The 21,184-nt window shown below is 61.9% G+C and carries 16 protein-coding genes and 1 tRNA gene; 7 read left to right on the top strand and 10 right to left on the bottom strand.

Annotated features, from left to right (window positions below):
- Positions 1-81: 81 nt before the first annotated feature.
- A complete protein-coding gene (locus tag NKI37_RS16850; RefSeq protein WP_023668972.1) occupies positions 82-705 on the bottom strand; it encodes an invasion associated locus B family protein in 624 nt (207 codons plus the stop codon).
- 260 nt (positions 706-965) lie between these two features.
- On the opposite strand from NKI37_RS16850, the gene NKI37_RS16845 reads away from it, so the two are divergent.
- On the top strand, positions 966-2,786 hold the full coding sequence (locus NKI37_RS16845) for an extracellular solute-binding protein (protein ID WP_352788767.1): 1,821 nt from the start codon (positions 966-968) through the stop codon (positions 2,784-2,786).
- A gap of 49 nt (positions 2,787-2,835) precedes the next feature.
- The gene (locus tag NKI37_RS16840; RefSeq protein WP_023668974.1) at positions 2,836-3,516 is read left to right on the top strand and encodes a DsbA family oxidoreductase; all 681 of its coding nucleotides are present in this window, start codon (positions 2,836-2,838) and stop codon (positions 3,514-3,516) included.
- Between the two features lie 126 nt (positions 3,517-3,642).
- Here NKI37_RS16840 and NKI37_RS16835 read toward each other — a convergent pair whose 3' ends face one another.
- Entirely contained in the window at positions 3,643-4,077 is a 435-nt protein-coding gene (locus NKI37_RS16835; RefSeq protein ID WP_023668975.1) for a hypothetical protein, read from the bottom strand.
- A gap of 605 nt (positions 4,078-4,682) precedes the next feature.
- On the opposite strand from NKI37_RS16835, the gene NKI37_RS16830 reads away from it, so the two are divergent.
- Entirely contained in the window at positions 4,683-6,569 is a 1,887-nt protein-coding gene (locus NKI37_RS16830) for an ABC transporter ATP-binding protein/permease (RefSeq protein WP_027050901.1), read from the top strand.
- Between the two features lie 290 nt (positions 6,570-6,859).
- Entirely contained in the window at positions 6,860-8,227 is a 1,368-nt protein-coding gene (gene mgtE, locus NKI37_RS16825) for a magnesium transporter (RefSeq protein ID WP_352788764.1), read from the top strand.
- 73 nt (positions 8,228-8,300) lie between these two features.
- Here mgtE and gor read toward each other — a convergent pair whose 3' ends face one another.
- From gor to rpiA, 3 genes are all read right to left on the bottom strand, one after another.
- Entirely contained in the window at positions 8,301-9,692 is a 1,392-nt protein-coding gene (gor, locus tag NKI37_RS16820) for a glutathione-disulfide reductase (protein WP_352788761.1), read from the bottom strand.
- Between the two features lie 124 nt (positions 9,693-9,816).
- Entirely contained in the window at positions 9,817-10,434 is a 618-nt protein-coding gene (locus NKI37_RS16815) for a DUF2059 domain-containing protein (RefSeq protein WP_352794513.1), read from the bottom strand.
- The gene (gene rpiA, locus NKI37_RS16810) at positions 10,421-11,152 is read right to left on the bottom strand and encodes a ribose-5-phosphate isomerase RpiA (protein WP_352561123.1); all 732 of its coding nucleotides are present in this window, start codon (positions 11,150-11,152) and stop codon (positions 10,421-10,423) included. The genes NKI37_RS16815 and rpiA overlap by 14 nt, the downstream gene beginning before the upstream one ends.
- Positions 11,153-11,307: 155 nt before the next feature.
- Here rpiA and NKI37_RS16805 point away from each other — a divergent pair, with 155 nt between their 5' ends.
- A complete protein-coding gene (locus NKI37_RS16805) occupies positions 11,308-11,991 on the top strand; it encodes a phosphoglycolate phosphatase (protein ID WP_352788755.1) in 684 nt (227 codons plus the stop codon).
- A 128-nt stretch (positions 11,992-12,119) separates the two neighbouring features.
- A tRNA-Val gene (locus NKI37_RS16800) sits at positions 12,120-12,194 on the top strand.
- A gap of 38 nt (positions 12,195-12,232) precedes the next feature.
- Here the strand turns inward: NKI37_RS16800 and NKI37_RS16795 are convergent.
- The 5 genes from NKI37_RS16795 to NKI37_RS16775 form a co-directional block, all read right to left on the bottom strand.
- The gene (locus tag NKI37_RS16795; protein WP_023696133.1) at positions 12,233-12,505 is read right to left on the bottom strand and encodes a hypothetical protein; all 273 of its coding nucleotides are present in this window, start codon (positions 12,503-12,505) and stop codon (positions 12,233-12,235) included.
- Positions 12,506-12,616: 111 nt separating this feature from the next.
- Positions 12,617-15,286 (bottom strand): DNA/RNA non-specific endonuclease, encoded by a 2,670-nt coding sequence (locus NKI37_RS16790; protein WP_352788752.1) that lies wholly within the window; start codon positions 15,284-15,286, stop codon positions 12,617-12,619.
- Positions 15,283-16,548: a hypothetical protein gene (locus tag NKI37_RS16785; protein WP_156940988.1), complete on the bottom strand. Its 1,266-nt coding sequence runs from the start codon at positions 16,546-16,548 to the stop codon at positions 15,283-15,285. The genes NKI37_RS16790 and NKI37_RS16785 overlap by 4 nt, the downstream gene beginning before the upstream one ends.
- Positions 16,549-16,717: 169 nt before the next feature.
- A complete protein-coding gene (locus NKI37_RS16780; protein WP_352788749.1) occupies positions 16,718-17,701 on the bottom strand; it encodes a trypsin-like peptidase domain-containing protein in 984 nt (327 codons plus the stop codon).
- Between the two features lie 16 nt (positions 17,702-17,717).
- The gene (locus tag NKI37_RS16775) at positions 17,718-19,982 is read right to left on the bottom strand and encodes a DNA/RNA non-specific endonuclease (RefSeq protein ID WP_352788746.1); all 2,265 of its coding nucleotides are present in this window, start codon (positions 19,980-19,982) and stop codon (positions 17,718-17,720) included.
- Between the two features lie 508 nt (positions 19,983-20,490).
- On the opposite strand from NKI37_RS16775, the gene NKI37_RS16770 reads away from it, so the two are divergent.
- Positions 20,491-21,177: a Crp/Fnr family transcriptional regulator gene (locus NKI37_RS16770; RefSeq protein WP_023668987.1), complete on the top strand. Its 687-nt coding sequence runs from the start codon at positions 20,491-20,493 to the stop codon at positions 21,175-21,177.
- Positions 21,178-21,184 lie beyond the last annotated feature (7 nt).

Raw genomic sequence — 21,184 nt, 5'->3', positions numbered from 1 at the left:
CATCACCTTGCATCGACGTGACGACAACAAAAAAGCGGGGCATGACCCCGCTTTTTGTCGCTCCGGTATCTGTCCCGGCGATTAGTTGGCGGCTTTGGCCTTGGCCTGCTCGTCCTTGAGCTTCTTGGCGAAGTCCTGGTTGTTCTTGACGACGAAATCCTGAAGTTTTTTCTGCCGATCCTCGATGTCCGACTGCTGCAGCGGCGCGCCGTCAAAGGCGCCGCTGAAGCCGGTCAAGGCAACCTTGATGGGATTTGGCTGACTTTGGAAGTTGATCGAGGTCAGCGTGATCGCCTGTCCCTTCTTGAAGGACGCGACGAGCGCGTCGGTCAGCGGCACTTCGGCAACGCAACGGTCGGCGAAGCAAATGACATAATCCAGCTTCGTCGCCTTGCCGGCGTCTATCTGCAGGGCGATGCCGGGGGGCACCAGGCGACCTGGGGGAACCGTGACCTGGAAGACCTTGCGGTTTACCTTGCCCTTCAACTCGATCAGGCTGACCCCGGTGACGAACTGGCCGTTGCCGGCAGTGATGATGTTCTGGACATTGCAGATGTCGACATCTTCCTGCTTGGTGCAGGCCTTGAACCAACCCTGCGGAATCTGTTGCTGTGCCGAAGCGGTGGGAAGTCCGGCGCCCAGAAAGCCGACCACGCCCGCGGCCAGGACCGAAAGGCGGTATGCGTTGCTGTTCAGGCTCGTCATGTCGTGCATTTCCTCTCAAATGATCCCGGGACCGGCTTCTTCGCGCCGTGTGGTCCTGCTACCTGTTGCCGAATTGAGGCAACAGAATGACTTCGGAGCGCGTGTTACACTGCATGAGCAGCCGAATCCAGCCCGCCGCCTGCAATTCTTGGCCTCGCAATTTGGGTCGTGCGATTTGGATTGATGTATCTGGCCGGAGCGCCGCGGCGCCATGTTAGGGTGCACTCCGAATCATCAAGCCGCCCAGTAAGGAGACGGTCATGGGCCGCATTCTTGTTTGGCTGATCGCCGCAATCTCGTTCTTCGCCTTTGCACCCGGCGTGGCGATGTCGGAACCGAAACATGCCATCGCCATGCAGGGCGAGCCGGCGCTGCCAGCCGACTACCAGCATTTCGACTACGTCAATCCCGATGCGCCCAAGGGCGGCAACATCACTTACTGCGTCGTCGGCAGCTTCGACAATCTGAACCCGTTCATCCTGAAGAGCCTGCGCACCACGGCGCGCGGCATGCAGGACCTCATTTTCGGCAATCTCGTCTTCGAGCCGTTGATGATGCGCAACTACGACGAGGCCTTCACCCTCTATGGCCTGCTCGCAGACAGCGCCGATATGGATCCCGAGCGCAAGTGGATCGAGTTCCATCTCAACCCAAAAGCGAAGTGGTCGGACGGTGAGCCGGTGACGCCGGATGACGTGCTGTTCACCTACGATGTCTTCACCGACAAGGGCCGCCCGCCCTACAGGGATCGCATGAGCCTGATCGCCAAGCTCGAAAAGACCGGCGATCACAGCGTACGCTTCACCTTCAACGACAAGGCCAATCGCGAGACCCCCTTGATCATCGCGCTGACGCCGATCATCCCAAAGCACGCCTTCAACAAGGATACCTTCGACAAGACGACGCTAAAGCCGGTGATCGGCAGCGGTCCCTACACCATCGACAAGGTGCAGCCGGGACAGCGCATCGTCTTCAAGCGCAATCCGAATTACTGGGGCAAGGACATCCCTTCCAAGCGCGGCTTCGACAATTACGACCAGATCACCATCGAGTACTTCCTCAACGCCAATGCCAAGGCGGAAGCGTTCAAGAAAGGCATCTGCGCCATTTACGATGAGGGCGATCCGGTCAAGCGCGAGCGCGATATCGATTTTCCCGCCTTCCATCGCGGCGAGGTGATCGCCGAGACCTTCGACACCGGCATACCGCCCGTGGTGACCGGGTTCCTGTTCAACACCCGGCTGGAGAAGTTTTCCAATCCGGAGGTGCGGCGCGCGCTCGGCATGCTCTACGACTTCGAATGGGCCAACAAGAACCTGTTCGGCGGCAAGTACACGCGCACGATGAGCTACTGGCAGAATTCCGAACTTTCCGCGCTCGGCCATTCCGCCAGCGACAGGGAAAAGGCGCTGCTGGCGCCCTACCCCGGCCGCGTGCCGGCCGATGTCATGGACGGCAGCTGGCGCCCGCCGGTGAATGACGGCACCGGCCAGGACCGCAAGGTGCTGAAGCTGGCGTTCGACCTGCTAAAGAGCCAGGGCTACGCCGTTAGGGACGGCGTCCTGCTGGATTCCAAGGGAAACCCGTTCGGTTTCGAGATCCTGACGGCGTCGCAGGACGAGGAACGCTTTGCCGCCATCTATCAGCGCTCGTTGGAAAAGATCGGCATCGCGGTGACCATCCGCAGCCTCGAGGCCGACCAGATCCAGTCGCGCAAGCAGCGTTTCGACTTTGAGGTTCTTGTCGGGTCGAGCGGGTTCAGCAACTCGCTGTCGCCCGGTATGGAGCAGAACCTTCGCTGGGGTTCTTCAGAGGCCAAAAGAGAAGGTTCATTCAATCTAGCCGGCGTCGCCGATCCAGCGGTCGACGCGGCGATCGACGCGATGCTTAGAGCACGGGCCAAGGAAGACTATGTCGCCGCCGTGCGCGTGCTCGACCGATTGCTGATCTCCGGCAACTACATGGTGCCGATGCAGTACAACGCGCAGCAATGGCTCGCCTACTGGAATTACCTGGACCATCCCAAAAAGACTCCCATATTCGGTTATCAATGGCCGACATGGTGGCGCAAGCCGAACTGAGCGTAGCCGAGATCATGCTCGGTAAAACGCTCGGCTCCAGGAGATCAAGATGAGCGATGACAATTCCATTACGGTCGACGTGGTTTCCGACGTCGTCTGCCCCTGGTGCTTCGTCGGCCAGAAGCGGCTGGATAAAGCGATTGCCGCTGCCGGCGACGTTGAGGTTCATGTGCGCTGGCGGCCGTTCCAGCTCGACCCGACCATCCCGCCCGAGGGCAAGGACCGGCGCGAATACATGCTGGCCAAATTCGGCAGCGACGAGCGCATCCGCCAGATGCATGCCCGCATAGAGCCGCTCGGCGAAGCCGAAGGCATCGATTTCGCTTTCGACGCCATCAAGGTCGCCGCCAACACGCTGGACGCGCATCGTGTCATCCGCTGGGCCGGTGCCGCCGGTGAAGCCGTGCAGAACCGGCTCGTGCGCCGGCTGTTCCAACTGTATTTCGAGAAAGGCGGCAATATTGGCAACCACGCCGTGCTGATCGATGCCGCCCGCGAGGCCGGCATGGACGCTGCCGTGGTCGAAACGCTGTTGCCGACCGATGCCGACGTCGAGGAGGTGCGCACAGAAATCGCCACGGCATCGCGGATGGGGATCACCGGCGTGCCGTGTTTCCTGCTCGAAGGCAAATACGCCGTCATGGGCGCGCAGGACGCCGACACGCTGACTGATGCCATCCGCCAGGTCGCGGCTGCAAAGGCCAAGGGCGAGCTGGAAAAGGCCGGCTAGAGCCTGTTCCATCCCGATGGAAATCGGGATGGGGCTCTATTCTCCTTGTTTGAGCATGATCTCTGGACAAAACGGTTCCCGTTTGTCCGAGAAAACCGGCAACCACTTTTCGGGATCATGCTCGGGTTATTTCACCGTTACCTTGGCTTTGCTGAGGAAGAATCCGTGGCCGTTGCTGCCCGTGCAGGTCAGTCCCTTGGTTGACGACTGGCAGGTAAACGGCCCTTTGCTCCAGCTGTTGCCATAGGCCAGCTTCGCCACATCGCTGCAGCAGCCCTGCTCGCCCGGATTCTTGATCAATGTCGCCGGGCCGTTCGGCCCAAGGATCACGGTGACGTAGCTGGGCTCGACGCGCGAACAGCTCAGTTCCGGACCGCCATCCTGTGGCTCGTAGGTGCTGGTGCCGCCCTTCGGCGTGTAGATGCAGCCGATGTTCCCGGACGGAGCATTGAACTCGATTTGCCCTTCGGCGCTTGCCGGAATGGTCTGGCTGCCGGCATGCGCAAGAGGCAGCCAGGCAAAGAGCGTCACGATTGCGGGAACGGCTGCGCGTGCAAGCATTGGGGAGCTTCCTTGTTAGGGACCGGACATGCATTGGTGCCGACAGTGCCCGGCAAGGTTCATTCCAGTGCGCTTGATTGTCAAACGGTGTTGAACTGCAGCTAAAAAGCGCGTGCCGCCTCATGAACAGTCGCTTTACAGCAGCGACGATCTTGCGTGCCCAACCATGATGGCCGGTGAGATGATTCGGGCGGCCTGGGGCGATCATGGACGGCAATTTTTCGGGCGATCCGGTTAGCGCGCGGTGGGAAAACCGGCCGACGGGCAGGCCTTTTGGTCACAAAGCCGTGTATGAGCCTTCCCTCAGGGAATATATTCGCACATCTGAACGTTCTCGCAACACATTGAAACAAAGGACAAATTGGGCCCAAAGACGGCGGTCTCGCAGCACCAACTGTTGCCCGATCGCAACGGCGGGTGGGCTGCCTCACATTCGCCGGGATAAAATTCATAGAAAATGATCAATTGGTGTTACTATCCGTAACAAAACTAAAAAAGGTTTGGGCGGGATTGTGATTCGGGTCGACAGACCGCGACGTTCAATATCGGCACTTTGGAACCGCGACGCCCCCGCCGGGCCGTCGCCCCTGACGCCAGTATCGTCGATGCGGACCTTCTGGGGACTGATGCGGGCCTACTGGTTCTCGGACCGGTGGAGGGAAGCCTGGGCGCTGACCTTGGTGGTCGCGGCGCTAACTGCTCTATCGAGCAAGGCCGACGTCTGGTTCACGGTGGCGATGGGAAAGCTGTCAAACTCCATCGCTTTTTTCCACGATGCTGCGAATACTGCGCCGCTTGAATCGCTTCTTACCAATGCCGGGCTGCTGGTACTGCTGGTCGTGGTCAAGGATGCGGGCATCACTTCCATCAAAAGCCTTGTCTCTGCGACACTGCATCGCAAATGGCGCGGCTGGCTGGATGGCCGCTTCAATGAAGCTCTCCTCGATAACAACCACACGCACTACCACGCCCAGAATGGCTCGGCCGGCACGCCGGCACCCGACAACATCGATCAGCGCGTGCAGGAATCGATTAAAGATATGACTGGTGGCGCCCTGGGGCTTGCACAGGGTGTGTTCGGCGTCTTTACCTCGCTGTACTTTGTGGGGGGAGCTTTGCTTGCAAACTCCGTGGAGGTAAAAGGGCTGGAGTTCCTCGGCAGCTACGGTAGCGTCGTGCTCGCTCTTCTAGCGGTCGCTATCTACGTGCCGTTCAACACTTGGATCGCAGTCAAACTTGGCGGAATGCTCGAGTGGCTCAACATCAGGATGCAGAAGGCGGAAGGCAGCTATCGCGGCGAACTGCTCACGCTACTGCGCCGGAGCTTCCATGTGTCAGCGGCGCGAGGCGAAGAAGTCCAGAAGAAAATACATGGTCGGCTCTATCTCGACATCGACCGAACTTGGTCGAAGTTCAATATTGTCAACAATATCTATTCAGGATTCGAATCGGTCTATAATTTTGTTGCGGCCAAAATTGTCGCTTTTGCTCCGGGCCTTGTGCCTTTCATCAACAACAAGGTTGATTTCACAGGGTATGTAACCGGCTCCGAGCAGGTCAACGCGCTGATCAGCAAGTGCTCGTGGTTCATCCATGTCATGCCGAGTCTCGCCACGTTGCGGGCCAACAGCCAGCGCGTCATTGAGTTGGCGAACGCCATCGAAAACGTCCAGCAGCCGCAAGACTTCTACAGCCAGACCGGCCAGTCCGACTTCCACTATGCCAGCCAGAACCCCGTCTTCGGCCTGACCATCCAGAAGCTCGAACTGGCGCATCAGGGCGAGGACGCCACGCCATTCCTGAGTGCTGCCAATCTGCGCTTCCGGCGCGGCGAGTGGGCATTCCTCAAGGGCGAATCCGGCTGCGGCAAAACTTCGCTGATCAAGGCGATCAACGGCTTGTGGCCTTATGGCCGCGGCACCATCGTCTTCCCTGACGGTGTGAGGAGCTTCTATGCCGCCCAGGAGGTCAAGCTGCAGCAGGTGTCGCTGAAGCAGCTGGTGTGCCTGCCCGGCTCCGAGGACGACTATGGCGATGCGCAGGTCGCGGCAGCCCTGCACAAGGCCGGCCTTGGCGATTTCATCGAACACATGGCCGATGAAAGCCGCGAGGGAAAGATCTGGGACCAGCTGCTGTCCGGCGGCCAGAAGCAGAAGCTGGTTGTGGCCCGCATCGTGCTGCAGCAACCGGGACTGTTGTTCCTCGACGAAGCGACCGGCGCGCTCGATCCGGATGGCAAGATCGCCTTCCACCAGGCCATCAAGGACAATTGTCCCGATGTCACGGTGATCAGCATCATGCACGAGGCGGTGGCGCCACGCTCGGCCTCGGGCGAGGAATTCTACCACAGCGTGGTCGCGATCGCCGACGGCGTCGCCACCAAGAGGCCGCTTGTTCCGAACCTTCCGCGCGAGCTCACCACCATCCTTACGCAGCCGCGGCCGGTCGAGGACAAATGGATGCGTTTTTCACGCCGGCTGAAGCAGAAATAGCAGCCACGCCGAAGCGCGTTCCGCCACTGGCGGCGGGGCACTCGCTCCCTCCCCCTTCAATAATCATCACAGTCTCGCGATTGGGCCGGCTCCCGGCTGTATTCCGCCACTCCCGCGATTGACTCGCCAAGATGCGCTCCTATGTTGCGCCCGCTCGCTGAATTCCAACTCGAACCCGCGAGCAGAAAGGTCACCGCGCCATGCCTGGCGACAGTAGTCGAACGCAACCGCCGTCCGCCTCGATGTGACCTCTAACGGCTCACGTCCCGCCGGACGGCAAGGAGTGAGCCATGAACGAATTTACCCCCGTCGTAGCGGGCGACGATGCCGTCGCTATCGCGCGTATCCTTGCCAATGATCACGTCGCCGATGTCGTCGAGGCCCTGAACCGGGAAGCTCGCGATACCGCGATAGAACTGCTTTGCGAAATGCCGTTCGAGCGGCTGGTCGAGATCTTCGACCAGCCTGAACTCGACGGCGCCTCCGATCTGGCCGAGGCGCTGCCGCGCGCCAAGGCGTGCAAGCTGCTGACCGCCATGTCGGTCGACCGCGCCGCCGATATCCTGCGAGAGCTGGATGAGCCGACGCGCTCCGAGCTGCTCGGCGGGTTGGTCCCGCCGCTGCGGGCAACGCTGCTTTCCATTCTCGGCTATCCCGAAGGCAGCGCCGCCTCGATCATGACGACCGAATTCGTCAGCGTGCCGTCGGACTGGTCCGTCGGGCGCACGCTCGACTACATCCGCAAGGTGGAGCGGACGCGGGAGACCGTCTACGCCATCTACATCGTCGATCCAGACACGCATGTGCTGGTGCGCTCGACCGGCCTGCGCCGGCTGATCACCGGCGAGCCGGACGATCCGATCCTGTCGGTGGCGCCGGATCGCGCCCCGGTGACGGTGAAGCCGCTGACCGATCGCGAGACACTGGCGCAGACGATCTCCAAATATGACCTGCTCGCGGTTCCCGTCGTCGACCATGGCAAGATCCTCGGCATCGTCACCATCGACGACATCATCGACACCATGATCGAGGAGACGACCGAGGACGCGCATCGTTTCGGCGGCATGGAGGCGCTCGACGAGCCCTACATGAAGATGAGCTTTCTCGCCATGATCAAGAAGCGCGGCGGCTGGCTGTGCGCGCTGTTCATCTCGGAGATGCTGACCGCCAATGCCATGCAAAGCTATGAAGGCGAACTGCAAAAAGCGATCGTGCTCACTCTGTTCATCCCGCTGATCATGAGCTCGGGCGGCAATTCCGGTTCGCAGGCGACCTCGCTCGTCATTCGCGCGCTGGCGCTGCGCGAGATCGGCCTTCGCGACTGGTGGCGGGTGGCGTTGCGCGAATTGCCCACCGGCTTCGTGCTCGGCGCCATGCTTGGCGTGGTCGGCATCTGCCGCATCGCGCTCTGGCAATATATGGGCTTCTACGATTATGGGCCGCATTGGCCGCTGATCGCGGCGACCGTGGGGGCAGCACTCGTCGGCATCGTCACCTTCGGCTCGCTGTCGGGGTCGATGCTGCCGTTCGCGCTGAAACGGATCGGCTTCGATCCGGCGAGCGCCTCGGCGCCGTTCGTCGCCACGCTGGTCGATGTCACCGGCCTGGTGATCTATTTCTCGGTGGCGCTGGTCATCCTGCGCGGCACTTTGTTGTAATAAGCTTCAGGCTCCCATCTCGGTGGCAACAGCGGCTGCCATGGGGGGTTCTTCAAGATCGAGCGCGCGGGCGTCAATCGACCCGCACGCCGTTCTTCACGCGGTAGGTAGGCTTGTACATGGTGACCAGTTCCTCCGCTGCCGTCGGGTGGACGGCCATGGTGCGGTCGAAATCATCCTTGGTGACGCCGGCCTTCAGCGGAATGCCGAGCAACTGCGCCATCTCGCCGGCGTCCGGCCCGAGGATGTGCGCGCCGAGCACTTTTCGCGTGGCGCCATCGACCACCAGCTTCGTCAGCATCCTTTCGTCGCGGCCCGACAGCGTGTGCCGCATCGGCCGGAATGTGGCGCGGTAGATTTCGATATCGGAGTAGCGCTTGACGGCATCGTCCTCGGACAGCCCGACGGTGCCGATCTCCGGCTGTGAGAAGACGGCGGTCGGGATGGTGTCGTGGTCGGGCGCGGTCGGATTGCCTTTGAATGCGGTCTCGATGAAACACATGGCCTCGTGGATCGCCACCGGTGTCAACTGCACGCGGTTGGTGACGTCGCCGATCGCCCAGATGTTGTCGATGTTGGTGCGGGAATATTCGTCGACAACGATGGCGCCGGTTTTGCCGAGTTCGATGCCGACGCTTTCCAGGCCCATATTCTCGGTGTTGGGGAGGCGGCCGATGGCGAGCATGACCTGGTCGACTGTCAGCACCTTGCCGCCGGTGACCAACGCATCCAGCCTGCCGTCCGGCCGCTTGCGGACCCATTCCGACACGGCGTGGCAGAGAATCTTGATCCCCTTCTTTTCCATGGTCTCGTGCAGCATGCGCCGCAGGTCCATGTCGAAGCGCGACAGTATCTCCTTGCCGCGATAGACCAGCGTGGTGTCGACGCCCAAGCCACGGAAGATATTGGCGAATTCGACGGCGATGTAGCCGCCGCCCTCGATCATGATCGCCTTCGGCAGTTGCTTGAGGTCGAAAACCTCATTGGAAAAGATGCAATGCTCGTGACCGGGCAGCGCCGGGTGCGGCGCCGGCCGGCCGCCGGTGGCGATCAGGATCTGGTCGGCGGTGACGGTGCGGTCATCGCCCAGGAGATGCACGACATGCGGGTCGACCAGCATGGCGCGCGAGTGGAACGTCTCGCCGCCGGCGCCTTTCACGTTCTTTTCGTAGATCGCTTCCAGACGGGCAATCTCGCGGTCCTTGTTGGCGACCAGCGTCGGCCAGTCGAAGCTCGCCTCGGGCACCGTCCAGCCATAGCCGGCGGCGTCGGCAAAATGCTCGGGAAATTGCGAGGCATAGACATAGAGTTTTTTCGGCACGCAGCCACGGATGACGCAGGTGCCGCCATAGCGGTATTCCTCGGCGATGCCGACACGCTTGCCGAGCGCTGCCGCCACGCGCGCCGCCCTCACCCCGCCGGAGCCGCCGCCGATGACGAAGAGATCGTAGTCGTAGCCGGCCATGCTGCTGTTCCTTGCCCCAAGAAATGTTTGAGACAGGTAGGCTGCATGAAGCCAAAAGAAAAGCCCGGTTTCCACCGGGCTTTCTGGTCCAGCGGCAAGGATGCCGGTGGCGAAATCAGACGTCTTAGTTCTTCGGCGCTTCCGGCTGGTCACCGTCTGCGGGCGCATCGCCGTCGGCAGGTGCAGCGCCATCGGCGGGGGCAGTTGCGTTATCCGGCGCAGGCGCGGCCGGGGCAGCGGCCTTCGCGGCGGCTGCCAGCGTTTCGCCGACCTGCTGGGCGAGATCGCGCGCCAGGCCGTTCTGCCAGATGTCGGCGGCCTTGACCAGTTCGCGCGTCACGTAGGGGCCGTTGTCGAGCAGCTTCTTGCCGGCATCGGAATTGTAGAAGGCGGCGATGTCGGTGAGATCCTTCTCGGAGAACACCTTGGCATAGGCGAGCGCTGCTTCCTTCTCCAGATCGGCACGGCGCGAGGCCAGCGCCAGTGCCTTTTCGCTGACGGTCTTGCCGATCAGCTCCTGCATATCAGGGTTCTTCTGGATAAGCTGCTGCTCGAGCGAGGCCGCCGCTTGCGGCAGGATGTTGTCGAACGAGTCGGTCGCGTGGGTTGCCGTGACCGCCGCCCGTGCCGCCTTCAGATGCGATTCCGTGATCTCCTGCGAGAACGCCGGGGAGGAGAAGGCGAAAACGGCCGAAGCCGCCAGAACGGCGCAAAGATTGCGAACCCGGTTATGCAACATCATGATCGGTAGAACTCCCTGGTTTTCGGGCGGCATGGACGGTTTGGATGCCGTCGCCGCCGGCGATGATGGCCGCTGACGCCAGCCCGATGAAAAGACCATGCTCGACCACACCAGGAATGGCATGGAGAGCATTCGAAAGCGCTCTTGTATCCGGAATGCGGCCAAAAGATGCATCGAGGATAAAATGGCCGCCGTCTGTAACAAAAGGCTGGCCCCCCGTCATCCTCAATGTAACCGGGCCGGAAAGGCCGAGACTTTTGGCCGCTGCCGCGACCGCGATTTCGGTGGCGCGCAGGCCGAACCGGTTGACTTCGATCGGCAAGGGAAACTGGCCAAGGGTGTCGACCATCTTCGAGCGATCGGCAATGACGATCATGCGCTGAGATGCCGCCGCGACGATCTTCTCGCGCAGCAGCGCGCCGCCGCCTCCCTTGATCAGCGTCAGCGCCGCGTCGATCTCGTCGGCGCCGTCGACGGTAAGGTCGAGCTCGGGCGTTTCCTCAAGCGTCGACAGCGGCACGCCAAGTTCGCGGCAAAGGGCTGCAGTGCGCTCCGACGTCGGCACGCCGATGACGGACAAGCCGGTGGCGATCTTTTCGGCCAGCAGCCGCACGAATTCGTCGGCCGTCGTCCCGGTGCCGATGCCGATGCGCATGCCGTCGCTGACATGGGCAAGGGCAGCCCGCGCGGCCTCGACTTTCAACTGCCTCGCATCCATGCTCGCCCCGGGGATTTGGCTTGGTTCTGATTTTTCTGGATGCGCGCTCCTAGCACTTTTGCCCGCAGGGTCAAAGACTTTGGCTCGCACCGGCTTGCCTGAAAGAAGCGCAGCCGCTATCGCCTGCCTGCAATGCATCAGCCACAGGACAGGCCATGACCCAACCGATCATCGTGTTCGACCTCGACGGGACGCTGATCGACACGGCGCCGGACCTGCTCGACAGCCTCAACCACAGCCTTGCCGCCAGCGAGCTTGCCGCTGTCGACGAGGCCGGCTTCCGGCGTTTTGTCGGCCAGGGCGGACGGGTGATGATCGAGCGCGCGCATACCGCGCAGCAGAAGTCGCTGGCGGTGGAGGAGCACGACAGGCTGCTGAAGGTGTTCCTCGACCACTACACACTCAACATCCCCGGCAAGTCGCGCCCCTACCCCGGTGTCGTCGAAGCCATCGCCCGCTTCGAGAAGGCCGGCTATCTGCTCGCCATCTGCACCAACAAATATGAGGCGAATTCGAAAGCGCTGATCGGGGCGCTCGGCCTGACAAAGCATTTCGCCGCGATCGCCGGCCAGGACACGTTCGCCTTCCGCAAGCCCGACCCGCGCCATCTGACCGAGACCATCCGGCTCGCCGGCGGCGATCCGCATCATGCGCTGATGGTCGGCGATTCGCAGACCGACATCGACACCGCCAAGGCAGCCGGCATTCCGGTGGTCGCCGTCGATTTCGGCTACACCGACCGCCATGTCAGAGAATTCGAGCCGTCGGCGGTGATTTCGCATTTCGACGCGCTGACGCTCGACCTGGCGGAACGGCTGATTGCAGCTGCGGCCTGCTGAGCGAAACGGGCGATTGCGCGGCAGCGCCTGCCCTCGCCTATTTCAGGCACAGAAGGCCGGCGCATCGCCTTGACTTCACAACCCTGCCTCCCTTATATCGCGGCTCGCTTGGCCTTCGGGCAACGAGCGGGCGATTAGCTCAGCGGGAGAGCACACCCTTCACACGGGTGGGGTCGCAGGTTCAATCCCTGCATCGCCCACCATTTTCTTTCCCTGAACAGCGCACTCCAAGCCAGCACTCCTAGCAGCTGCAACTCGCCCCTTCCCCACCAAAATTCTTCTGCGCGAAGTTCAAGGCGCTTGAGTAGCTCGTGTAGCTCTGGAACTGGCAGACATCGGAGCCGTTGCGCACCTTCATCTGCTCGAGATCCCAGAACGAAACCTCGATGTGATCGTTGGCGCAATAGACCGTGTATTTTTCAGGCTCCAGCGCGTTGGCTTTCTGCAGCGGCATGGAGACGGCTGGAATGCAAAGCGCGGAAAGTGCAAGCATGACGGCGTGACGCGTGCGCATGTAAAAACCTCTGGAGTGAGAACAGCCCGTATTTGTCGCGACGATAGTGAGCGGCGCATCGCGGCTTTTTTACGCGCCCTTGTCTTCGCCCCGCTCGGGCCTTCAGTGTTTCTATATGCTGGTCCATATCTCCAATGTGTTGGCCTTGATGATCGGCACCGCACGGGCTGTCACCAGTCGGCCAGCGGCAACCGTGAGGTCGGCGGCCAGCAGTTGGGCGGCGCCACGGTCGGCGTCGTTGTAGGGGTTGTAGCGAACTTCGTTCTTGCCGGCGGCAGCGGCGACACGTTCTTCGCCAGGGTTTGGAATGCCCCAGCCCAAGGCCCGCATTTTTGCGGAAAGCGCCCCGGCGTCCTCGCGCGCCATGCCGGCGAACTGGACGTAAACCGTCTGTGGGCTCTGCTGGATACGCAGCCGGTCCTTCAGCGTGTTGAGTGCGTTGCGATCCTGCTCACCGATAACAGTCTGGCCGTCGGCTGCCGAAAGGGCGAGATCGGCAACCGCCCGGCGCGCGCCGGCAAACACAGCCAGCCAGTCCGGGCGTTCCCACAATTCAGGCGGTACCCCAAGCAGGGTCTCAAGCACGTTGCGGCGCCCCGCCGGTGTCAGCCCGCTTATGCTTTGCAGGCCGGCCATCTCGACGAGAGCCGCGACGATCTTCTGCCGTTCGACCACCGGAAGGTCTGCGTCTTCGAGGACGGCAATCAGGTCACCGCGCAGTGCATCATTTGCGCCGTCGAGCAGCTTGACGCGAGCCGCCAGTTCGTCGGCCGCGGTTCCATTGGGGCCGCGGTTCTTCAGTGAATCCGTCCATTCGATGAGAGGGTCGAAATTGAGGCTCGTGAGCCTTTCAAGCTCGGCAACCGGGAGCCGATACTGCTCGACGTTGAACGCCCCCGTAGCGTCGGCTGGAATGAAGAACGCATCGACCTCAAATTCCGGCTCCCTCACCTCTCCCTTCACGGCCGCCGACACCGAGGACACCGCGAGCTTCCAATAGGCATAAGGGACCGGCACGCCGTCGACCGGCTGGTCCGCGGGCCGGAAGACAGGACCACTGAAGATGGTCACCCGATTGGCGAGCGGATTGTGCTGCGAGCGAACCCAGTTTTCGAGCGGCACCCATCGGCTGCCGTAGAAAGTACGCGGCTGCGGCATCGTGTTTGGCAGGAAAGAGGCATACTGCGCCAGCTTGAGCGCCGCCGTTGCCGGATCGCCGGCGAACTCCGGACCCCAGGCGATGTCGCTGGCACTTGCAAATCGCGCCGCCAGCCAGGGCCGGTCCGCGCGAAAGTACCAGTTGGGACGAGGCTGGTAGTCGACCGACAATCGGCTGTCGGGTTTCAGTCTGCTGGCGGTGAATTGCAGCGGCAACCTCTGCGACCGATCCAGGTTGACGGCCGAATAGATGGCCATGCGATGAGTTCGGCCCATGACCAGCGAGTAGTTGATGTAATCAAGCGGCGGCGCCACGGCGTCGTTGGCCAGGTCGTCGGTTATCCTGGGCAAGCCGATCGTGGCCCCTATGAAATCGACCTTGTATCCCGAAAGAACGTTAGGCTGTTTGTCTATGTCTTTGCCAAGCAGCGGTTCAAGCGCGGCGCGCAGCGGCGCCGGCAATTGGTCGAGCGCGACCTCGCCGCTTTTGACCTGCCCGGCCAGCTCGACCAGCACCCCCTGTCGCAAATCGGGCGCCAACTTGTCCAGGGACACGCTGCCGAGTTTGAGCTGTTCGACCACAAGCAAGATCGCGGATCGCAAAGTGGCCTGCGTGGCTTGCTGCTCGGCCAGCGTCTTGGCGGCGTCTTCCGCCTTCTTCTCGGCAACGGCAAGTGCAGCCTCGGCTCGCTGGCGTGCGTCTTCCGTCTTTTCAAGGGCGGTGGAAAGCTTTCCATTGAGCTTTGCGACCTCACTCGCCGTCGTCTCGGCATCCTTGCGCGCGTCAACAGCGTCATTTCTCTGGACGTAGGCGAAATAGGTGGTTGCCCCAAGGATCGCGGCCAGGATGGCAAACAGCGCGATCAATATATTCTTGCTGCGATCGCGCTGCTTCTGGCTGTCGGTCTCCGCCTTGGCGCTCGCCTCGACGAACTCGGCGATGTCCGGCCCCTGCGGCAGCTCCGCCGCCTCCTTCAGCGCTTCGCCGCGCAGGAGATAGCCGGGATAGCCGGTGTTCTTCCATTGCCGCGCCTGGGCGGCCACGCGAATGCGAAAGCGCTCGGTCAGCTCGTCCGAACTCAGTTCGTCGTCCGATGCGAAGCCGTCGCCGGATTCGGCACCGTCTTTGGTCGCGACGGCCATTGATTCAGGAACGGCGATGGCGACCGTTCCTGAATCGTTGATTTCACGCGATGCCGATTCGGAGTCAACCGCGACGGCAATTGGCTCTGTTGTTTCGAGCCCACCGCCACCTGCGAAAGACGCGAGCCGCGCCGGGCTGACGTCGGCTGAGGTGATGCCCGGCCGCGTGACCAGTTCGGCGGACCAATAATCGAGTATGCGCTGCGCCGCGCGCCGGTCGGATTCCCGCGCGATGGTGCTGCCGGCGCGCCGTGCCTTGGCCAGGAAGTCGCGGATGGCCTGCGCATCGGGGGCCGTGTTGTCGATGCTGGCTTCCGTCGTCTCGGCGCCGGCCTTGTCGCTGCGGCTCATCGATGGGTCGACGGCTTCATTGCTGCTGGCGATGCGCATCAGCTCGAGATGTGCGATCCGGATGTCGCTCAGCGAAATAAAATCGGCCGGAGTTTCGGTCTCCGTGCCTGTCGCAAGTTCATCGCTCATGGCCCCAGGTCCTCAATGATCTTATGCAAAGGCGTGCTGACGCGGACGATCGAGGCGCATTCCGTTTTCAGCGCCAGATCGACCTGGACGAAGCGTTGCTGGGCCTCGTCCCGATAGGCTTCGAAGGCAAGAATGAAGGCGGTATCGACGGTCTCGCGCGATAGCTGGTCGTTGACGTCGGTGGAGTAGTCGACGAGCGTCGTTCGCCAGGCGCCATTGGGATCGAGATCGGCAAGAACCTTGACCTTCACTTCCAGGTTTCGCCACAGCGGCGAAAACTGGAACGGCAGCGACTTGTCCGCCGCGGCGCCCTCTTCTATCGGCTCGATCATGTCGGTGAGGCTGGCCAGCTTGTTGTCGACGTCCTGCCAGAGCTTATGCTCGACGACGCGCGCATAGATGGTCGACGACAGCACCATGATCGCATCATGCGCAGCCTTTATCAAAGGAACATCCGGGGCACCTGCTGGAAGCTTGCCGGCTATCGTGTCGAGACCGGTGGCAAGAAGCCCGAACGGCAGATTCTTCGCGGTAACGAAAATCTGCTGGTTGAGCCGCGAAGGCACGACGCGCAGCACGGTGCGCACGTCAAACAGCGCGTCGTAGGCGTCCGGAGACTTGTTATCGATGGCAGCCTGCAACTTGATCGCAGCCGCCTTGAGGTCGTCGAGCCAGGCCTGCTCGATATCGTGAAGCGCCGGCCCCGCCGGCAGCTCCATGACCGACTCTCCGATCGAGACACAGAAGAGCTTCAATATTTTGAGGAAATTGCGCAGGACGCGGACCTGTTCCAGGTCGGCCCCCATGTCGCGGGCGGCGACCAGCAAGGTCTGGAAGCTGCCGATGCCATATTGGAAGCTTTGCAGGTGGTCATGCAGGTCCTTGTAGGTCTTGAGGACATCGATCTGGCTGGCGACGGTGGTGAGGCCATCGCCAGCGGCGAGTTGCGCCTGAATGTCCTTGGGCTGCTGGTTGACGGCGTTGAAGCCTGCGAGCGCGGTGTTGACCCGATCGTCGGTGGTCAGGCCAGGCAGTTCGGGCGTCGGTTTCTCGCCCGCGGCAAGTTCATCCAGATAGGCTTTGCATATTGCGGCGCATTGCGGATTTTGCCGAACGACAGTGTTCATCAGCGGCTGCGACAGCTTCTTGGTCAAGGCATAGTCGAGGATGTTGAACCAGACTGTGAGCGCCGCGCCCTGGAGGTTGATGGCGCCAGCGACGATCCCAGCGTCCTTGGTTACCTGCAACCAATCGGGAGGCAATGGGTAGAGATCAGCCAGTTGAAGCCTGAGGTCGAAATAGGCGCTGATCTCTGAACTCCCTGGTGTTTGGTGTGTGGCGTTATAAACCGTCACATCCGAAAAAATTTACATGCCGTAGTCCCAAATCGCCGCGCATCGAGCTGCGCCATCGGTCTGCATAGCTCACCATCTACACAGGCTTGGCCGCGAGGTCTTGGATGATGGTGTCGATCGCAATGCCTTCGTTGCGATAATATGTGCTTTTGGTAGGCGCGTTGGGCTCGGTGAGCCAGCCTCCGCTGTGATGCAGCGCAATCAGGTTCCAGTCGGTGTCGAAGACCGGCGAGCCCGACGAACCCGGCAGTGTGTCGGTGAGATACTGGACGCGGCCGCCGCCGACGAAGGCCACGACATTGGCGACGAACGAAATCTGTTTCTGCGCACCGCCGGGATGCTGGATGATGTTGACATGGTCGCCGGCCTTGACGGTCATGGGTTTCAATTCCAACTCGCCCCATTTGGAGGCATCGCCCTTGATGCGGACGGCGGACCAATCATTGTCCTTGGAGGTACGAAGAGGCACGGCGATGTCGATGTCGAACTGGTCGAGCGGCGCGTCGAGCCCGGCAACGGTGCGCTGATAGTTGAACTGGACCACCGTGCCCGCCAATGAAGCGCCGTCAGGCAAGACATGGTTGTTGGTGATCAGTATCCCGCCGGTGGTCATGAAGCCGGTGCCGGAGCTGCCATCCGCACGCTTGATGCGCACCACCGATCTTGCCCTGATGAGGCCAAGTTCCATATAGCTGATCGGCACCAGCGTACTCTTGTCGCCAAGGATTTTTTCGAGCTGGGCCGGCGCCGTCGCGCCGCTCCAATTGGCGGTCGCGGGGCCTTCGACCGGCGGAGGCGGGGCGTGCTGCTTTGCCTGCAGCAGTGCCTGGTCGCCGGGATTCTCTTCGAGTGCAAAGGCGACGAGGTCGTCGGCCCTGGTCTCCTGCTTTGCGCGCTGGACAATCGCAAACCAGTTGTTGATCGCCTTGTTGTCAAAGGCGATCTGGGCCGTCGAAAGACCGACACCTTTGGCAACACGCACGCCGTCGCCGATCATCGGGTAGAGGTTGGCGAGGATGCGGTTGAGACTGTTCAGTTCGGATTGCGTCCATTCGGTCATGGGATTCCCTCCGACCCTAAGCCTTCTTCTTCCGCTTGCGTGATCCCGCCCGCATCGCAATTTCGGTGCCGCGAACCGTTTCGTACTGGTCGGCATCGATCAACGATTGGTCGAAGCTGACGCCGGTCATTTCGGAGATTTCGGAGAGCGGGTACATTGCGCCGATGAACTCGTCGGAGACGGCAAACTCCAGCTGCGTGTCCGACAGATCCTGTTCGAGCACGAAGCCGTAACTGGCGATGCCGTCACTGACGCGGGCGACCACCACCTTCCAGAAGCGGCGCGGCACCGGGGCGCGAAGACTGGTGCCTTTGGGACCCTTGCCGGCAAAGGTCCGGTCGTCTTTGGCGAGGACCGGCCCGGCGAAGACGCAAAGCCGCTCGCTCGCCGCCTCCGACAGGACGTGGTTCTCAAGATCGCCCCAGTTCTTCTCGCCGCTGTCGGAGCGGTTGTAGCCTTCGACCTGGGGCGAGCAGTTGGTGACATGGAAGGAGCAGACATTGCCCCTGAGCAGCAGCTCGAAGGTGCTGCCCCAGGCCACGTCATCGCGCCTGACGATATGACCCTTGTCGAAGGCGCCCTGATCCTGGGTGTAGAAGACGTCGGGGATCTGGTACTTGTCGTCGAGCCGCAGATCCGGAAACCAGCGCTCGCTGAACAGGCCGCCGCGCGAATAGTTGCGGCCCTTTTCCGGCTCGCGCAGATTGCTCTCCTCGGTGACGTTGGAGGCGGTGAACAGCGCCAGCCGCCGCTTGGCGTGCATCTTGAGCGAAAAATTCTGGTAGTCGAGTTGCGTGCCGCCGGCCTTGAGCGGCGCCAGCACGGAGAGGTCGGTGGCCTCAGGCATGGGCACAACGACCGGCGCGAGTTTGGTGCCGCCAGAGAGAAATTTCTCGTCGTAGCCCTTATAGCCGGCATAGTCGGCAACCGTTTTGGGAACGAATGCGCCGCCTGGAGGGGTCGGCTTGGCCGCTTCCAGTTCGACCGATTCGGTGACCGCTTCATGGGCAGGCGTTGCGCCGAGCGAGACGGTGATGCGCAACGGCACTTCGAAGGTGACGCTGCCGCCTGGCGAAACGACGACGCCTGCCGATGAAGGCGTCTGGGTGGCGACGCCCGGGATCTGCTTGACGCCGCCGGCTTCAACCAGGTTTACGCCCTCGGCCGGCGACCCACTGTCCGTCTTGTTCCACCATGCGCCCCAATCGTTGGGGCCGCCGCTGGCGGCGCCGGCGAAATTGAGGCCGAGGTCGACGACACGCTGGTCCTTGGCCAGCGCGCCGGTCGGCACGGCGTAGTTACGCTCGAGATAGCGGCCGGCGAAATGCAGCGCCACGACCTCGCCGGTGGCGAGGTTGATCATGGCGGTGCCGGAGTTGCCGCCAGTGGTCGAGCAATCATGTGTCGCCGCGCTGACGATCTTGCCGAAACTCTCCGTATCGAAGCCGCCCTGCAGCATGCCCGGTTGCAGGCGCTTGACCTGGAAACGATTGCGCATGAGCTCGTTCTGGACATCGACCGCGTTGCGATTGTCGAACGCGGGATAGCCGATGGCGACGACTTCCTGGCGCAGCATATCGCGCGCGTCGGCGACCGCGAGCGACAGCGGCGTGATGTTGTCGGGCAGGCCTTCGACTTCGAGGATCGCCATGTCCCAATAGGGATGGATCATCCGGACATTGCGGATCTTGAAGACGTTTCCCGCCGCCGAATCGCGCTTGAAGTCGATGCCGGCGGCGCGGCCGTTGATGAATTGCAGATTGCGGTCGCCAAGGCCGTCCGCAAATATCTGCGCCACATGACGATTGGTCATCAACAGGTTGCGGCCGACGACGAAGCCCGTGCCGCCGTAAGGGATATTGGTGTTCCACAACAGTTCGATACGCCCGATCGCCGGCAGGGCGGCTTCGATGCGCTGCTTCAATGCGGCCTCGCTGGTAAGCTTCGTCCACAGCGAATGGCCAGGTGTCGGAGCGCCGTCGAAAGTCAGCGTCGTAAAGGTGCCATCCTTGATGTCATAGACCGGCCGCAACTCCGGGATGATTATGGCTTCCAGATCGGAAAGCTGCTCGGGCGCGACTTCGGCGCCCCGCGCGAGGCTCTCCAGGCCAGCGCGCGCCGATTCAAACGCCGCCTCCGTCTTGCCGGCTTCCGCAGGCGCAAGGGATTCCAGGCCGCCGCCTGCCATCGTCTCCATGTTGCCGAGGACCGATTCAGTCCCCTCGCCCCCGGTGACGAGATCGAGATATTGACGGATTCGCTGCTCTCTGCTGACCGGCATAGTCGCCCTCAAAGGTTCTGTCGAAGTAAAGAACTGTATTGCCCCATTTTAGACTGGTGCAATTCTGATTGGCAGGCAAGGAAACAAATCAACTCGCGTCGAAGATGACCGGAGTGCAACGTCGGCATGTCTCTTTGCCGCAGTCGCTCGCGCGATGTATGACGCTCGCATTATTTCAGCGATGCCGTATGTGATCTCCGTCACAGACGCTCACGCTGTTTGCGCCCACCTATCGCAACGGGTGGAAGGGCCATTGCGGCCGCTCGGTTTTACAGAAATTTTATCACCTATCCATTTTTATCAGTTGGCGCCTGCACGCGCGGCTCCTCTCGCCGCGCGTGCAGGCGGCTTTCCGCCCGGCACGAGCCAGGCACTGGGCGCGACCACTGCGCCAAGCCTTTACAAGGCGTAATCGCAAGGGATGAACGCCGGCCTTTGACGCGGTGCACTCTTGCCTTAGACTTCGGCCCTTAAACTTCGCCGATTGCGGCAATTGGGAATTTGGAACATGGCTTTTGGCGGCCCAAACGACAGAAACGATCTGCCGCGCCTGGCACGCATCGATCCAAAGCTGTTCGATATCCTGTTCAGCGGCTGCAAGGTCGAGCGCTACGCCGCCGGCCAGCATCTGTTCGTCCAGGAAGATGCCGCCGACCGGATCTACGGGGTGATGAGCGGCACGGTGGAAATCTCGATCTATTCGCCTGGCGGGCAGAAGCTGGTGGCCAATATCGAGCTGTCGCGCAGCCTCGTCGGCGAGATCGGCGCGCTTGACGGGCGGCCACGCACCGCCACCGCAATCTGCCTGACCGCTTGCGAGCTGGTTTCGCTCAGCAGGACACAACTCTTTGATCGCATTGAGAGAAATCCACCGCTGGCACGCGCGATGATCGAACTTCTGTGCGCCCGGCTGCGCTGGGTCAGCGGCGAACTCGGCGACCAGGCCTTCTTCGGCATCGAGGCGAGGCTCGCCAAACGCCTGGTCTTCCTGGCCAAGGTGATGGCCGACAGCGCCGGCTGGATCCCGATCTCGCAATCGGAACTCGGAGAGTTCCTCGGCGCCACGCGCGAGTCCGTCAACAAGACGCTCAACGACTGGCGCAACCGCTCGTTCATTGCCATCAAACGCGGCGGCCTGCGCATCACCGACACCGGGGCGCTGCGCCATATCGCCGAATCGCAGGACGACGACTGACGCCGAT

Origin of the sequence: Mesorhizobium sp. M0626 (assembly GCF_040320665.1) — a bacterium.
Taxonomy (GTDB): Bacteria; Pseudomonadota; Alphaproteobacteria; order Rhizobiales; family Rhizobiaceae; genus Mesorhizobium.
The sequence above is the reverse complement of the archived record's forward strand: the minus strand, read 5'-3'. Positions and strand labels throughout refer to the sequence as shown.